This window comes from Priestia sp. LL-8, assembly GCF_036227845.1.
GTDB classification, from domain to species: Bacteria; Bacillota; Bacilli; order Bacillales; family Bacillaceae_H; genus Priestia; species Priestia zanthoxyli.
Genome location: NZ_JAZAQH010000001.1, coordinates 1,347,531 through 1,363,279, shown reverse-complemented (window position 1 = coordinate 1,363,279; position 15,749 = coordinate 1,347,531). Strand labels below are relative to the sequence as shown.

The window sequence follows — 15,749 nt, the reverse complement described above, 5'->3', positions numbered from 1 at the left end:
CTCCTCTCAATTTCGTATAAACTTCAATATATAGCAAAATTGTATAAAAGAAAAGCAAAAATCAATGGAAAATAATAAAATTCCAATAAATTTTTGCTTTTTTTACACAATTTTTTTACGAAAATCAATCGCTTGTTGTTGATGTATTGTTCGGATGTAGCACAATATTTTCCGTATTTTTCTGTTTTTTATTTTGATAATTTACGAAAAACGAAATATTTACAATAATTCCCATAGATACCATCAGCGTTAGTAGCGAAGACCCCCCGTAACTGATAAACGGAAGCGTGACGCCGGTAATCGGAATGAGTCCCGTAAGCCCTCCAAGGTTAATGCCTGTTTGAATACCTATCATACTGGCTACTCCAATACAAATCATGCTAGCAAACGGATCCTGAGATTTTTTAGCCAGCATTAAAATCCTGAAAATTAAGAAGCCTAAAAGGCCCAGCACGAGCATAACTCCAAAGAATCCTAATTCTTCTGCAATAATAGCCATAATAAAATCGGTATGGGGCTCGGGAAGATAACCATACTTTTGTACACTTTCTCCTAAACCAAGGCCTTTTAAGCCTCCTGTACCTATTGCTAAATATGAATTAACCAACTGATAACCGGTTCCTTGAGCATTAGCAAACGGATCTGATGCACCGGTAAAACGGCCAATTCGATTGGCAGTAAACTGACCTGTAAAAAAACCAATGGTAATAATGACCGTCAGCAAAATGATACCTAGCGCTAGCATGCGGAAGAAGGTTTTTTTAGAGATTCCCGAACATAGCATAATGGTAACGGCAATAGCAAAAATAATTGATCCCGTTCCAAGGTCAGGCTGAATCGCTACAAAGCCTAATATTAGAAATACAAGACCCATAGGTCCAAAAAAAGCTTTTTTGATGTTGTCAATATACTCTTGCCTTTTAGATAAAACATACGATAAGTATAGAATGACAACAAGCTTGGCATACTCAGCCGGCTGCATGTTTGCTCCGCCAAGCTGCAGCCAACTCTGCGCATTGTTACTCGTATGCCCCATTACAAACACAAGCAAAAGCAGTACAAAAATGCCCAGAATCGCATAAGGCAGTATTTTAGGATACAGCTTGTAAGGTGTTAGCATTGTTAAAATGAACAATACAAGCGTAAAAGCAAGCCACATTTTTTGTCTGTTGTAAAAGAAATCACTTGACGTATGATATCTTGTAATACTTACAATCATACTTGAACTGTAAACCATAACTAGTCCAACCGCACAAAGAAGCAGCACTGGAATTACAATTGAATAGTCAAAATGCCTAAATATTTTTTTTACCATAACCCTCTTCCTTTAAAAATGACGTGTTTCTGTTTCGTTTCATCTTTTATGTACAAATTTGAGTAAATTAGGAAATTTCAACCACCTGTAATAAAAAACTCAAACTACGTTTGTATATAGTTTGAGTTTCGATCGCGTGATTTTTATTTTTTTGTAAACGCTTCATGCAGTGCAGAAAGTTCACGCTCGAGGCGGTCTAGCAATGTTTTTCCAACACGTTCATCAATTAAACCAAGACGAACTGCAAAATCAATTTCTCTTGATAAACCAAACATTTGTGTATCTAAAACCTCTTCATAAAGAGGACATTGTGGCATTGTTAAGTTATCCATTTGAACTTGAATTAATTGCAAAATCTTATCTGCATCAGCTTTTAACAACGCATACGCTTTTTCACGATGATCTATCATTGTCTCAGGCGTCAAACTCAATCCCTCCGTTCGCGAGCGATTACCTAATCTATCTCTCAATTTTAAAGGCTATGCTCCAAAAAAGCAAGGATAAACATGTCCGTGAGGCTGGCCGTCTTTTTTATACTGTTACTTTCTCAAAATCGTTACCATAGATGTAGGAAATTTCGCACTTTCGTTGACTCTTACATTATAGCATACGAGAATCACTCTCAACTAAATTTTTTCATCAAAGTGACAAATAAGTAGAAAGCGCTTATACTTTTAGCAAGGGGGCATTTATGATGAATTCAATTATTATGTTAAAAGGAAAAGTAAAATATACGCTGACACTCGACCCAAGCGTGTGGATTTTCGATGACCGCAAGCTCGATATGGACGTTTTCTTTGAACATCCACCGGAGCAAAAAGACGAGACAGAAGCGTACACAAAGGCTGTTTCGAAGCATTGGGACCGTGAAATTCAAGAAGGAGCCGTCTTTCCTCCTACGTTAAAAACCGAAAAGAAATTCAAAAAACAGGAGCTAGTAAATGGAACATTTGGCATTTTATTTGCACCTTTTCTAGCAAACGCTTCACCTACTGAAGACGCTACCAACGTTTCATTTAAAACAAAAGACGCGCTGATTTCTTTTTCATTAGAAGAAGCGCAAAAACTAATCTTTGGTTTCAGCCAAGATGGAAAGCCTCTTAGAGAAGACGGGCCTATCTATGTCTATTTACCTGACGGATCTAACCGAAATAACCCTATTAAATATGTGGAAGAAATCATCGTTACATAATAAAAAAAGTGGGGTTCCAAAAGGAACCCCACTTTTTTTAAAGAATATCAGCTGCTAATTGTGCTAGCCCGGAGCGCTCTCCTTTGATTAACCGAACGTGGCCCGATACTTTTTGCTCTTTAAACTTTTCAACTACGTACGTTAATCCGTTGTTATACTCATCTAAATAAGGATGATCAATTTGAGCCGGATCTCCCATAAGGACAATTTTACTCTTTTCCCCTACCCTTGTTAAAATTGTTTTAATTTCATGCTTCGTTAAATTTTGCGCTTCATCAATAATAATGAACTGCTCGGGAATGCTTCGGCCTCTTATATACGTCAAGGCTTCCACTTCTATTGAACTGAGCCCCGCTAGAATCGCATCCAGTTCTCCAGGTTTTTTAGTGTTGAATAAGTACTCTAGGTTATCATAAATTGGCTGCATCCATGGACGAAGCTTCTCCTGCTTTTCTCCTGGTAAGAATCCAATATCTTTCCCTAAAGGAACAATTGGACGAGCTACAAGTAGCTTTTTAAAACACCCTAGATCTTCCGTCTGCATAAGTCCTGAAGCTAAAGCAAGCAGCGTTTTACCCGTACCTGCCTTTCCAATTAACGTGACCAGTTGAACGTCGTCTCTAAGAAGAAGTTCTAAAGCCATAATTTGCTGAACATTTCGAGGTTTAATTCCCCAGATATGATCATATTCAAATAAAAGCTTTTTTACTTTCGTTGTTGTTTGATCGACAATGCCGATGGCTGATCCGGATCCCCCAAATGCATCTTTCATCACTAAGAATTGATTTGCAAAAAAGGAGTGGTTCGCGATTTGAGACGTTAGCAGCTCTCCTTTTTCGTAAAATTGACTCAGCAGTTCTTTTGCAATATAGACTTCTGAAAAGCCTGTATAAATACTATTGAATTCCACTACTCGATCACTTAAAAAATCTTCTGCTCTTAAGCCGATTGCGTCGGCCTTCACACGTACCAACACATCTTTACTCACTAGTATCACTTCACGTCCATCTTCTTTTGTTTCCTCTTCAAGAGATAGATTTTTAGCAACAGCTAAAATTCGATTATCATTTGTTTTTTCCACAAAGATTTCTTGAAGCTGTTGAAAAGAGCGATGATTGAGTTCAATTCGCAAATGGCCCCCATTTTCTAAAGGGATTTTCTCATATAACTTTCCATGTTGTCTCAAGTTATCAATGAGTTTGGATACCTGCCTTGCATTTCGTCCGACTTCATCCATATTTCTTTTCTTCGAGTCAACTTCTTCTAGCACAACGGCCGGAATCACCACTTCGTTATCATCAAATGAAAAAATTGAATGCGGATCTTGTAATAAAACATTCGTATCTAATACATAAATTTTTCCCAATAATTCAGCCTCCTACTCCGATTGTTTTTCCTGTAAGGAGTGAAACAAGGCACCCATCCATTTATATACTATGTAACGCACATGTGTGAAGTGACCTTAAATGGACGGACCATTTTCTTTAAATATATGAACACGTGTATAAAGATAGAAGAACTATTAGAAACTAAATACAAATTACTACAAAAAATGAGTCATTCATAAGGAGGAGTCTCCCACATGAACAAATTTTTTCTATCCATTAGCTTATGTTTTATTACACTAACCGGCTGCAACAATAACCAAGCAGACGTTGAAGAGGGGCAAAAAACAGATCGAATTGTACAGGTCAAAAATTCATCTCCTGAACGCTCTCACAAGCGTACTGCTAATGAAATATCAGCGCATTTAGTTGAACTGGCTTCAAGCGTTCCGAATGTAAATGATGCTACTGCCATTGTGCTCGGCAAGTATGCAATCGTAGGGATTGACGTCGGCAAAGATATTGATCGTTCAGAAGTAAGTTCAATCAAATACACAGTTGCCGAAGGTCTGAAAGCTGATCCATACGGTGCTAATTCTGTTGTTATTGCAGATCCTGATACGGTCGCTCGGCTAAAACAAATTGGAAATGAAATTCGCAAAGGTCGGCCGGTTACAGGATTTTTAGATGAATTAGCAGCCATTGTAAACCGAGTGATGCCTGAATTTGCAGAAGAAATCCGTCGAAACCCTAGTTCAACAGATACTAACAATCAAAAATTAAATAATAAACAAGAGCAAAACTTAAAGAATGAGCAGGAAAAACAATCTAATAATCATCTTCAAAAAAATGAATAAGAAAGTCGCTTAGCGGCAGGCTGCTGCTAAGCTTTTTTTATCGCTTCAATTACTTGCTTATCGAGTTTAGCAGCTGCTACTGGATCATAGGTCTTTTCATATGAAGGATTTACTGAAATCTTAGAGCCATAAAACATGACATCTCTTACTTCATTAATATCTAGTTCAATTAGCGTCAGCTTTAAAGCTACTCCTTCTAACTTTTCTTGCACTACCTCAGTTATTCCGCTGATGGAGTAGCATGATTCATTAGCAAGAATATTTACCACTGCTTTATTCGTATGTTTAATGTTTTCTACAATCCTCGATTTGACATCTACGGCAAATCGAATTTTTTGTTTAGTCGGAGCTACTAACCACGAAATGGCACTAACATTTGGACCGTTTGTTTCAAAATCAATAGTTGAAATGGTTGCAAATCTCTCTGTCTGTAGCTCATCGTATAATGCATCTACTAATTGAGTCTCGACTTCGTTGGCCATTTTCATCCCTCCTACTGTTTATGTACTTATTAGTTACTATCTTCGAGCTAACAAGCAAAATTACCTGCTTCTTTAGGAATGTTTTCCTATCGTTCCTTTTCTACTGAGAGATAGCACCGCAAAAAAACTTTATAAAACAAGAATTTTCGGCTAGAATGATGTATAGAGAAGTTGAGGTGATAGAAATGAGAGTACAATGTGTCATGTGCGATAAAATTGAAACAATTGAGGATGAAACGCTCGTGGCAAAACGACTGCGCAACCGTCCTATCCATACATATATGTGCAATGAATGTTCTGAACGGATTGAAAAACGAACAAAAGAACGCATAGCTACTGGTAACTTTAAGCTATATGAGTCGAAAAAGACAGAGGAGGATTGGTAAGGTGCTCCGATTAGGAATAAGTATCGGCATGTTAAGCGGGATTATCCTTGGGTTGTGTTTAAAATGGATAGAATGGCTAACCGGCAAACAAGTTTATACCCTTTTATTAAATGTTGATTTTATTCCTATCATTGGCCCTATTCAATGGCCTGAATGGGTAGAGTTTGTTTTTCATTTGCTCATTGCCGTTGCAATTGGAATCATTTTTGTTTACATAGTAAGTAAATTAAATAATATGTCTATTCGAAAAATCGTATTGTGTTCCTTTTTGTTAACACTTCCAACCATTCCTTTGTATTTTCCGTTAACGCTGCTTGCGCTCAAGCCTACGCCTGCGGTGGATGATGCAGTAGCGATTTTTTATTGGACAGCGGGCCATTTAATTTTCGCAGCCGCTCTTGTCTTCGGCTATATCATACTAAAGAGACGCTTGTAGCTACAAGCGTCTCTTTATGTAGTCTTTTATGAGCCCAACGTGGAGTTTTGTTTTTTAGCCTGATACAGCCGTATCTTATAAATAATTAATACAAGCGCTGCAACCACAAGCCCTTCAGCTACAGGTAAAAAAATGCCTAAAAACGTTAAGATCGTACATCCAAAAGCTAAAAATAGGTAAATAACCACAGATTTTAAAAGCGGCAGCTTCTTTGCAAACCCGAGTTTGTACACGAGAACAGATAGCCCTAAAATAGTAAAGTATAACAGCCACATCCCTATTTTTGCATGTTCATCTACTTGATACAAAGCAGCAAAAAATGAAAGGTGTTCTTTTACATCCATAATTCTTCCCCCTATTCCTTACTTTACATTATTCGATATAAGCCACCTTTTTCCTTTCCAAATCCCTTCTTTATAAAACGCTTTCAAAAAATAGAAAATTCTGATATAATTGATAAAAAACAAGCCGCTAGCAAATAGAGCTAACGACTTACTTTTTTTATTATTTCGTGTCAGCGTATTTTTTCTTTTTCGCTGCTTTTTCACGTTCATTTTTATCAAGAATTTTTTTACGTAGACGAATAGATTCTGGTGTGATTTCACAATATTCATCTTCGTTTAAATATTCAAGTGATTGTTCTAAAGACATAATACGAGGTTTTTTCATACCTGTTGTTTGATCTTTATTAGCAGAACGCATATTCGTCATTTGCTTCATTTTACAGATGTTAACAACGATATCATTTTCACGAGTGTGTTCTCCTACAATCATACCTTCGTATACTTCTGTACCTGGCTCAACGAAAATTGTACCGCGGTCTTCTACACCTTGGATTCCATAAGTAGATGATTTACCGCTTTCCATAGAAACAAGCACACCTTGACGGCGACCTCCAACTTGACCTTGCTGCATTGGTTGGTAGCTATCAAATGAATGGTTAATGATACCGAAACCACGAGTTAACGATAAGAACTCAGTTGTATAACCGATTAAACCACGTGCAGGAACCATAAAGATCAGACGAACTTGACCACTGCCGTTGTTAATCATATCAACCATTTCACCTTTACGAGCACCCATTGATTCCATAATAGAACCAGTATGTTCTTCAGGTACGTCGATTTGAACACGTTCAACTGGCTCACAGCGAACGCCATCAATTTCACGAACGATTACTTCAGGTTTTGATACTTGAATCTCATATCCTTCGCGACGCATATTTTCAATTAAAATAGATAAATGAAGTTCTCCACGTCCTGAAACAACCCATACATCCGGTGAATCAGTATTTTCCACGCGTAAACTTACATCCGTCTCAAGTTCAGACATTAAGCGCTCTTCAATTTTACGAGATGTAACAAATTTACCTTCACGACCAGCAAACGGTGAATTGTTTACTAAGAACGTCATTTGTAAAGTAGGTTCATCAATACGTAAAATTGGCAGTGCATCTTGGTGGTCAAACGGACATACGGTTTCACCTACGTTGATGTCTTCCATTCCTGATACAGCGATCAGGTCTCCTGCTTTTGCTTCTTCAATTTCAACACGCTTTAAGCCTAGGAAACCGAATAATTTTGTTACGCGGAATTGTTTTACCGTACCATCAAGCTTCATTAATGCAACTTGCTGGCCTACTTTCATTGTTCCGCGGAATACGCGACCTACACCGATACGACCAAGATAGTCATTGTAGTCAAGCATTGCCACTTGGAATTGAAGTGGTTCGTCGCTATTGTCTACTGGTGCTGGAATGTGCTCAATGATTGAGTCAAATAGAGATGACATGTTCTCATCTTGCTTTTCAGGGTTCGTGCTAGCTGTTCCGTTGATTGCTGAAGCATAAACAACAGGGAACTCAATTTGTTCCTCGCTTGCACCTAGCTCAATAAATAAGTCAATTACTTCATCAACTACTTCAGTTGGGCGAGCAAAGTCACGGTCAATTTTGTTAACAACAACAATCGGCGTTAAGTTTTGCTCTAATGCTTTTTTCAATACAAAGCGAGTTTGAGGCATACATCCTTCATATGCGTCTACTACAAGTAGAACACCGTCTACCATTTTCATAATACGCTCAACTTCTCCACCGAAGTCAGCATGTCCTGGCGTATCCATAATGTTGATACGCGTATCTTTATAATTAATAGCTGTGTTTTTCGCTAAAATTGTAATTCCACGCTCACGCTCAAGGTCATTTGAATCCATCGCACGTTCTTCAACATGCTCATTAGTACGGAAAGTTCCGGACTGATGTAATAATTTATCTACTAACGTTGTTTTCCCATGGTCTACATGGGCAATAATGGCAATATTACGTAAATCTTTACGAATGTTCACGCATTTCACTCCTATGCTTGTAATAACTAAGCTATTATATCACACTAACTCTAGAATTGCAGAATGATTTTGTTGTACACTATAAATATCCGTTACAAATGGGAGGAATCAACATGAGAAACATTAAGTGGGTATTTGTTTTATATGCATTCATCGCAACTGCGGCAATTATGTCAATTGGCGTATTTATCGGAGAAGGAAGCGCTCTCGGGGTCATTTTAGCTATCGCAGCTTTAATTGTTGTAATGGGCCTTGGCTTTACGACTAAGAAAAAAATGCGAGAAAAAGGGCAGCTGTAATTTTTTTGCGATGATTGAAAGCGTCATGGCCATTTGCAACATCAAAATGGTTCATGACGTTTTTTCATCACAAAATTCTTTAACTACACGTAAGCCTTCACTTCTATCTTATTTATTCCACTTTCCTTCAAGATACGTACGAAAGATTTCGTCATGTAATGTTGGTTTGCTTACAAATACACTGCTTTTTTCAAGAATCTCTAACGGCTTTCCTTCTAAATCCGTCATAACTCCTCCAACTTCCTCAATCAATACTTTACCGGCAGCAAAGTCCCATGGGGCCAAACGTAAAGTAATGTATCCATCCAAGCGTCCAGCAGCTACGTAAGCAAGCTCAATAGCTGCGGATCCATATGAACGGGTCCCTCTTACTTTACGTACAAGTGGACTTAATACGGAAGGATCAATACGGCGGTTCTCAGTCACCCATGTTGCATTTAAGCTAATAATAGCTTCTTCAACTGGTACAGGTTCAAGTTTCGGCAATTGGATGTCATTCATAAACGCGCCCTGTCCTTTTAAAGCATGATACAGCTCATTATGAATAACATCATAAATATAACCTGCTTGTCCTACACCATTTTCGAATATACCGATGGAAATAGCAAAATTTCGCTGCTGATGAACAAAGTTCATCGTACCGTCGATGGGATCGATAATCCAAATCGTTCCTTCTTCTGATTCAAGCTCTTCCCCATATCCTTCTTCTCCGAGAATATGATGTTCCGGAAAGGTTTCATTGATTTTTGAGATAAAAAACTGTTCAATTTCTTTATCCATATTTGTTACTAAATCATTTGGATTCGATTTCGTTTGAATGAGAAGTTCTTTACTAAACGACTGTTGAATTTTTTGTCCAGCTTCTTTTAGCCACTCTTTAACGTATGTATCAATTTCTTTCCAGCGTTGCGTCATCTCAATTCCCCCTCAAAAATACGTCTCTTATTTAAGCTTAAAAAAACCTCTGCAAGATGTCAATTAACAGAGCACGTGGGAGAAGAACTACCGCTTCTTCTCCCACGTGCTCTGTTACCACTTATGAATCTGCTCATTCAGTTTAATCCTTTTTTACAGTTTACCCTTATTTGTTCTATTTTATTCCCGTATCTGCTACTGAAGAGATATCATTTCTTCACGAAGTTTCTCGAGCTTTCGCTTGCATTTTTGTTTTTGTTCCTCATTATTCTCCATCATGGCTTCATATAACGTCGCTAACTCGTAATCTAACTCCAAACGAATTACACCTAATCTTTTTTGTCCATCATTCTTCTTATACATATTCACCACTTGTTTCATGTTTCAAACACCCCTCTCAAATTATTGAACCCGCTTATAGAAAACTAAATTTTCAGATATTTTGATTGATATAGTCTATGTCGAAACCTAATCTCATGTAACTAAATTGTGTGATTACCTATAAAAAAATGATAGACACGTTTTGACAAGCATATGCGAATTAATTGGTGTTTATGCTTTTCATGTGGTAGAATCTTCGCGTAAATCATACTTACTTGCATAGATGCACAGCAGCTATACATATTCACTAAAAAACGGAGGTTTCACATGGCATTCTCAGGATTTTCACAAGATGACTTTAACGTATTCCGTATCGAGGGGCTTGATGCACGTATGGAAGCCATCAAGACAACGATACGCCCAAAATTTGAACAATTGAGCAATCATTTTGCTCCTACTCTTTCTTCACTTTGTGGAGATGAAATGTTCGTACACATTGCCAAACATGCACGAAGAACAGTTAACCCGCCAGCAGATACGTGGGTAGCCTTTGCTAACAGTAAACGCGGGTATAAAAAGCTCCCTCATTTTCAAATTGGCCTTTGGGAAACACACGTCTTTGTGTGGTTCGCCGTCATTTACGAATCACCTATTAAAGAGCAATTTGGAAAGCTGCTAAAACAAAACATTGAGGAGATTCGTCAAGATATCCCAGCCTCGTTTGTTTGGTCGAAAGATCATACAAAACCTGATAGTGAAAAAATGGGCGACTTATCTTCTGAAGACTTAGAGAGTTTGTTTGAACGTCTAGAGACGGTTAAAAAAGCTGAGATCCTATGCGGCATTACCATTCCAAAAGAAGAAGCGATTGCAATGAACGGCGAAGAATGGATAGCTCGTATTGAACAAACATTTCATACGGTAACTCCATTATATGAACTAACTAAAAAAGCATATGCATAATTTTAACGAATTGATATAAAAAAATGGAGCCAAGCTTGGCTCCATTTTTTACATTTTTATAATGTCTCCAGAAGAAGCAGCCTTTGCTTTTTGAATCGTTCGATAAGAAGAGTATTTGCTTTGGTCTTCAAAATCGTTACAGATTGTTTTTTCTTCTGCTTTACTTGGCACAATTTCTTTAAATCGGCGATAGACTGCCATTAGGTTATCACGCTCAATACCTTTTTCATAAGCACGTTCAATGCTTTCAAAAAATTTCACTACATCAATAATTTCTTCTGTACTCCAATCAAGGGAGATAGGGTATTGATATTCCACTTCTCATCACTCCATTTATTTCTTCAATCTATGTATATCTATATTCTTAACTTTATCACAATCTATAATGTACACAAAATTTATTCTCTTTTCACATAAAAGAATTTCTCCTTTTTTTTCTTTTTATTTTCTCTTTAAAATATCTTTGCAAATGGGTTAATAAGTGCTATAATTCTTTTGTTTTATGGGGATTTTCGAAACATAAAGAACTATAAAATAATGAGTAATAAGCAGTTTACAATTACTTGTATTTTTTTAACTAAAAATTGTATTTATATTATCAAGCAGTAGTAAACATACACGTTTCATTCATTTATATAATGGTTAAAATCAAGAAAACTGCCGAGTAGAATTTCTGTTGAATTTCTTTTATAGGAAAAAAGATCTGATATTTTAATATGCAGAATTCAACAGCCACTAGTTTTTGGTATATAAAATTGAATGCTGTAATTTGATAAAAAACAATCAAAGTCCCTCTAATGCTTTGCTTAGAGGGACTGACAATTTATAATAAAAGAGGTGTATAGCAAAGTTGTCTTCTCAATTTTCAACTCCATTATTTACTGGATTGGTTAATCACGCTAAGAAAAACCCAACACAATTCCATATCCCTGGACATAAAAAAGGAAATGGAATGGATCCTGAATTCCGCTCATTTATTGGCGATGATGCTTTATCCATTGATTTAATTAATATCGGTCCTCTTGATGACCTTCACCAGCCAAAAGGCATTATCAAACAAGCGCAGGATTTAGCTGCAGAAGCATTTGGTGCTGACCATACTTTTTTCTCTGTTCAAGGAACGAGCGGAGCAATTATGGCAATGGTTATGGCGACATGTGGGCCTGGAGATAAAATTATCGTTCCTAGAAACGTGCATAAATCTGTTATGAGTGCGATTGTTTTTTCAGGAGCTACGCCTATTTTTATTCACCCTGAAATTGACGAAAATCTTGGCATTTCTCACGGTATTACATCGGACTCTGTAGAAAAAGCCTTAAAGCAGCATCCTGAAGCAAAAGCAGTGCTTGTTATCAATCCAACTTATTTTGGAATTTCCGGAGACCTTCGTAAAATCGTAGAAATTGCCCACTCGTATCAAGTACCTGTACTTGTTGATGAAGCTCACGGCGTTCATATTCACTTCCATGATGATTTGCCTCTGTCTGCTATGCAGGCCGGTGCAGATATGGCAGCAACAAGCGTGCATAAATTAGGCGGCTCTATGACGCAAAGTTCAATTCTAAACATACGCGAAGGCTTAATTTCTCCAAAACGTGTACAGTCTATTTTAAGCATGCTGACAACAACATCAACATCTTATCTGCTGCTGGCTTCTTTAGATGTTGCACGAAAACGTTTAGCAACAGAAGGAAAAGAGCTGGCTGAACGTGCAATTTCTCTTGCTGAAAAAGCACGAAAAGAAATTAATACAATTGAGCACATCCGATGTATAGGCAGAGAAATTTTAGGCACAAAAGCTACGTATGATTTAGACCCTACTAAATTAATTATTTCTGTTTCAGATTTAGGAATTACGGGCTATGACGTAGAAAAATGGATGCGTGAAGCTCATAATATCGAAGTTGAAATGTCTGACCTTTATAATATTCTATGCATTATCACGCCTGGAGATACAGAAGAAGATCTTTCACGTCTGGTCACAGCTCTGCGTGAGTTATCTGCAAAGTTCCATAATCTTTCTGAGACAACGGCAAAACCGGCTATTTTATTACCTGATATTCCTGTATTGGCTTTAACACCTCGTGATGCTTTTTACGCGGAAACCGAAGTGGTACCTTTTCATGAGTCGGCAGGTCGTATTATTGCAGAATTTGTGATGGTCTATCCTCCTGGTATTCCTATTTTTATTCCTGGGGAAATCATCACTGAGGAAAATTTAACCTACATTGAAACAAACTTAGAGGCAGGTTTACCAGTGCAAGGTCCGGAAGATTTTGAATTAAAAACATTTCGTGTCATTAAAGAACATAAAGCAATTCAATAAAAAAAGGTGCGAAGTTCCGCACCTTTTTTTTATTAAATTAATCTAAGTCTTCATCTGCTTTTTGACATTCTCCGCTTTTACATGTTGAGTATAATCGCGTCACTTTCTCATCTTCGAAATGATCAATTGTGCAGTTACATGTTTGACATACGATTGTTCCCATTTTGTAAACTCCCCTTTAACCGTCTTTTTTTTGTAAGCGTTTTACAACTCTTGATATTATATTATTATGTCACATTAAATATGTCAACAACTAATTAGTATGTCACATTAAAAATATTTTTCTCATAAATGTTATGTTTGTTTTCAAAAAGCTGAACGCATAGCATCATCTCTATTTATATGAAAAAACAATGTCTAATTTCAAATCTATTTCAGCACTTTAAAATAATTACGAAAAATAAGAATTTGGGCTCTTGATGTTTTTTCTTACTAATAGGGTAGACATTTCATACAAACTTTACTAGAATGTATAACCATGTGGTTTCATGTATAGCTAAAAAGGTTATATGAGAAACTATGTTATGTAAAATAGAATAGGAAAGGAGTGATAATCGATGAAAAAACTAACTCCCGTTTTTATCATTTCGGTTATTATTGCTGCAGTATTTATCGTATGGGGTGTTATTCCGGAATCTGTGCTAGGAAGCGCAGCGCTTACACCTGTCACATCGGCAATACATAGTTTTATCATCGAGAAATTTGGCTGGTATTACTTATTAGCAGCTACATTATTCTTAGTTTTTACGCTGTACTTAATTTTTTCAAAGTACGGAAACATTAAACTAGGTAAACCTGACGAAAAGCCTCAGTATGGCTATGTCTCGTGGTTTGCCATGTTATTTAGTGCTGGTATGGGAATTGGACTTGTATTCTGGGGTGTTTCAGAACCAATCAATCATTTTCATACTCCACCTTCTGGTGAAGGCGGTACAGCAGAATCAGCTCGTGCAGCTCTACGTTATTCGTTTTTCCACTGGGGTTTACATCCTTGGGCTATTTATTCCGTTCTTGCATTGGCCCTTGCATATTTTCAATTTAGAAAAGGTTACCCGTTCATAATCAGTAATATTTTACGTCCACTATTAGGAAAACGTGTTGATGGACCTCTTGGAACGACCATAAACGTCATCGCCGTATTTGCAACTGTTTTTGGGGTGGCAACATCTCTAGGACTGGGCGCTATTCAAATTACCGGTGGAGCCTCTTACTTGTCGCCAAGTATTGATAATAATTTCACGACTCAATTAATTGTTATTATTATCGTGACGTTCTTGTTCATGCTGTCAGCACAGACGGGTCTGAACAAAGGTATTAAGTATTTGAGTAACATTAATATCGTTTTAGCTATTCTGTTAATGCTATTCTTGTTATTTGCAGGTCCAACCAACTTCATTATGGACTTATTCGTTACAACAATTGGAAGCTACATTCAAAACTTGCCGTCGATGAGTTTTCGATTGAGCCCGTTTGATAACAGCACCTGGGTTCAAGATTGGACAATTTTCTACTGGGCATGGTGGATCGCTTGGGCACCGTTCGTTGGTACGTTCATTGCTCGTATTTCACGAGGTAGAACTATTCGAGAATTTTTAATTGGTGTACTAGCTGTTCCGACCGTATTTGGTGGATTATGGTTTGCTGTATTCGGAGGTTCTGGGGTCTACTTAGACTTTTTTAAGGATCTTCCTGTTATGGATGTTATCAACAATAAGGGAACAGAAGTTGCTTTATTCTATGTACTTGAACAGTTTCCATTTGGTACGTTCATGTCCATTGTCGCTATTTGCTTAATTGCTACATTCTTCATTACATCAGCTGACTCAGCTACATTTGTTTTAGGAATGCAGACAACAAATGGTGATTTAAATCCTTCAGGCTCTATTAAACTTACATGGGGCTTAATTCAATCGTTAACAGCAATTATTCTGCTTTGGACAGGTGGTTTGGATGCGCTCCAAACAGCTGCGATTATAGCAGCACTTCCATTCTCAATTGTTCTGGTGCTAACGGTCTTCTCATTAATGAAGGCATTTAAAGAAGAAGCTGCATTGAAAAAAGAAAAAAAATCTGTGTAACATAAAAAAGGGTTTGCTTATATAAGCGAACCCTTTTTTATGTTATGCCATGCAAAATAAAATTAGTTGATAACATGTCAAGCAGACAGCTGACGTTGTGCCTGTCATCATAAGTGCCAGTCTTTTAGATTTAACGTTCATTTCTGCTATACCGTAAGCTAAATAAGCAAATACTAAAAATAAAATAATTTTAGATGTCAATTGATCACGTTTTGATAATAATTCAACCAGTGAATACCCCATCCAAATAACAATGTGTAAGCTCCAAACGAAATACGTCTTCATAGCTCCTTCGCCGCCTTTTCATTCGTTATCCAAAAGAGCAATTTTTTATCTATCTATAAGGAAAGCACGTCCCACTTCATATGTATGCATCTAGAGCTCATTTAAGACTGCCTCAGCGCTTTTTACACGTTTCTTCTAAAGGAGTATACCCATGAGCAACAAAAACTGTCTGACAAGCATCTGATACTTTATGAAAACTGTTTTCTTCAAAAAAAAAGCTGATGCA

The 15,749-nt window shown here is 37.1% G+C and carries 19 protein-coding genes; 8 read left to right on the top strand and 11 right to left on the bottom strand.

Annotation, left to right across the window (positions count from 1 at the left end):
* Window positions 1-124 precede the first annotated feature (124 nt).
* A complete protein-coding gene (locus U9R83_RS06900; RefSeq protein ID WP_014460986.1) occupies window positions 125-1,315 on the bottom strand; it encodes an FtsW/RodA/SpoVE family cell cycle protein in 1,191 nt (396 codons plus the stop codon).
* A gap of 143 nt (window positions 1,316-1,458) precedes the next feature.
* Window positions 1,459-1,725 carry a YlaN family protein gene (locus U9R83_RS06895; protein ID WP_370506486.1) on the bottom strand — a complete coding sequence of 89 codons (267 nt, stop codon included), beginning with the start codon at window positions 1,723-1,725 and terminating at the stop codon, window positions 1,459-1,461.
* A 281-nt stretch (window positions 1,726-2,006) separates the two neighbouring features.
* Between U9R83_RS06895 and U9R83_RS06890 the strand changes: the two genes are divergently transcribed.
* Window positions 2,007-2,507, top strand: a complete 501-nt coding sequence (locus U9R83_RS06890; RefSeq protein ID WP_014460988.1) for a hypothetical protein — start codon at window positions 2,007-2,009, stop codon at window positions 2,505-2,507.
* 37 nt (window positions 2,508-2,544) lie between these two features.
* On the opposite strand, the gene U9R83_RS06885 is transcribed toward U9R83_RS06890, so the two are convergent.
* Entirely contained in the window at window positions 2,545-3,873 is a 1,329-nt protein-coding gene (locus tag U9R83_RS06885) for a PhoH family protein (RefSeq protein WP_013056072.1), read from the bottom strand.
* Window positions 3,874-4,089: 216 nt separating this feature from the next.
* On the opposite strand from U9R83_RS06885, the gene U9R83_RS06880 reads away from it, so the two are divergent.
* Window positions 4,090-4,689, top strand: coding sequence for a YhcN/YlaJ family sporulation lipoprotein (locus U9R83_RS06880; RefSeq protein WP_013056071.1), 600 nt, complete (start codon window positions 4,090-4,092; stop codon window positions 4,687-4,689).
* A 26-nt stretch (window positions 4,690-4,715) separates the two neighbouring features.
* Here the strand turns inward: U9R83_RS06880 and U9R83_RS06875 are convergent, their stop codons facing one another.
* Window positions 4,716-5,171, bottom strand: coding sequence for a pyridoxamine 5'-phosphate oxidase family protein (locus U9R83_RS06875; RefSeq protein ID WP_042992242.1), 456 nt, complete (start codon window positions 5,169-5,171; stop codon window positions 4,716-4,718).
* A gap of 185 nt (window positions 5,172-5,356) precedes the next feature.
* Between U9R83_RS06875 and U9R83_RS06870 the strand changes: the two genes are divergently transcribed.
* Both U9R83_RS06870 and U9R83_RS06865 read left to right on the top strand, forming a co-directional pair.
* Window positions 5,357-5,557 carry a YlaI family protein gene (locus tag U9R83_RS06870; RefSeq protein WP_013056069.1) on the top strand — a complete coding sequence of 67 codons (201 nt, stop codon included), beginning with the start codon at window positions 5,357-5,359 and terminating at the stop codon, window positions 5,555-5,557.
* Between the two features lies 1 nt (window position 5,558).
* Window positions 5,559-5,993, top strand: coding sequence for a hypothetical protein (locus U9R83_RS06865; RefSeq protein ID WP_014460990.1), 435 nt, complete (start codon window positions 5,559-5,561; stop codon window positions 5,991-5,993).
* A 26-nt stretch (window positions 5,994-6,019) separates the two neighbouring features.
* Here the strand turns inward: U9R83_RS06865 and U9R83_RS06860 are convergent, their stop codons facing one another.
* Together U9R83_RS06860 and typA are read right to left on the bottom strand one after the other, a co-directional pair.
* Window positions 6,020-6,337, bottom strand: a complete 318-nt coding sequence (locus U9R83_RS06860; protein ID WP_013056067.1) for a YlaH-like family protein — start codon at window positions 6,335-6,337, stop codon at window positions 6,020-6,022.
* Window positions 6,338-6,497: 160 nt separating this feature from the next.
* Entirely contained in the window at window positions 6,498-8,336 is a 1,839-nt protein-coding gene (gene typA, locus U9R83_RS06855; protein ID WP_013056066.1) for a translational GTPase TypA, read from the bottom strand.
* Window positions 8,337-8,449: 113 nt separating this feature from the next.
* Here typA and U9R83_RS06850 point away from each other — a divergent pair, with 113 nt between their 5' ends.
* Complete coding sequence (locus tag U9R83_RS06850; RefSeq protein WP_014460991.1) at window positions 8,450-8,635, top strand: YlaF family protein; 186 nt, start codon at window positions 8,450-8,452, stop codon at window positions 8,633-8,635.
* A 108-nt stretch (window positions 8,636-8,743) separates the two neighbouring features.
* On the opposite strand, the gene U9R83_RS06845 is transcribed toward U9R83_RS06850, so the two are convergent.
* Both U9R83_RS06845 and U9R83_RS06840 read right to left on the bottom strand, forming a co-directional pair.
* Window positions 8,744-9,550 (bottom strand): inositol monophosphatase family protein, encoded by an 807-nt coding sequence (locus tag U9R83_RS06845; protein WP_014460992.1) that lies wholly within the window; start codon window positions 9,548-9,550, stop codon window positions 8,744-8,746.
* 195 nt (window positions 9,551-9,745) lie between these two features.
* The gene (locus U9R83_RS06840) at window positions 9,746-9,931 is read right to left on the bottom strand and encodes a hypothetical protein (protein WP_013056063.1); all 186 of its coding nucleotides are present in this window, start codon (window positions 9,929-9,931) and stop codon (window positions 9,746-9,748) included.
* 267 nt (window positions 9,932-10,198) lie between these two features.
* Here U9R83_RS06840 and U9R83_RS06835 point away from each other — a divergent pair, with 267 nt between their 5' ends.
* Window positions 10,199-10,834, top strand: coding sequence for a YktB family protein (locus tag U9R83_RS06835; RefSeq protein WP_014460993.1), 636 nt, complete (start codon window positions 10,199-10,201; stop codon window positions 10,832-10,834).
* A gap of 48 nt (window positions 10,835-10,882) precedes the next feature.
* Here the strand turns inward: U9R83_RS06835 and U9R83_RS06830 are convergent, their stop codons facing one another.
* Entirely contained in the window at window positions 10,883-11,152 is a 270-nt protein-coding gene (locus U9R83_RS06830; protein WP_014460994.1) for a UPF0223 family protein, read from the bottom strand.
* 532 nt (window positions 11,153-11,684) lie between these two features.
* Here U9R83_RS06830 and U9R83_RS06825 point away from each other — a divergent pair.
* Window positions 11,685-13,160, top strand: a complete 1,476-nt coding sequence (locus tag U9R83_RS06825; protein WP_028414107.1) for an aminotransferase class I/II-fold pyridoxal phosphate-dependent enzyme — start codon at window positions 11,685-11,687, stop codon at window positions 13,158-13,160.
* A 37-nt stretch (window positions 13,161-13,197) separates the two neighbouring features.
* Here the strand turns inward: U9R83_RS06825 and U9R83_RS06820 are convergent, their stop codons facing one another.
* Window positions 13,198-13,323, bottom strand: coding sequence for a GapA-binding peptide SR1P (locus tag U9R83_RS06820; protein ID WP_013056059.1), 126 nt, complete (start codon window positions 13,321-13,323; stop codon window positions 13,198-13,200).
* A gap of 394 nt (window positions 13,324-13,717) precedes the next feature.
* On the opposite strand from U9R83_RS06820, the gene U9R83_RS06815 reads away from it, so the two are divergent.
* The gene (locus U9R83_RS06815) at window positions 13,718-15,238 is read left to right on the top strand and encodes a glycine betaine uptake BCCT transporter (protein WP_115653368.1); all 1,521 of its coding nucleotides are present in this window, start codon (window positions 13,718-13,720) and stop codon (window positions 15,236-15,238) included.
* Between the two features lie 42 nt (window positions 15,239-15,280).
* On the opposite strand, the gene U9R83_RS06810 is transcribed toward U9R83_RS06815, so the two are convergent.
* Window positions 15,281-15,523: a hypothetical protein gene (locus tag U9R83_RS06810; protein ID WP_014460997.1), complete on the bottom strand. Its 243-nt coding sequence runs from the start codon at window positions 15,521-15,523 to the stop codon at window positions 15,281-15,283.
* Window positions 15,524-15,749 lie beyond the last annotated feature (226 nt).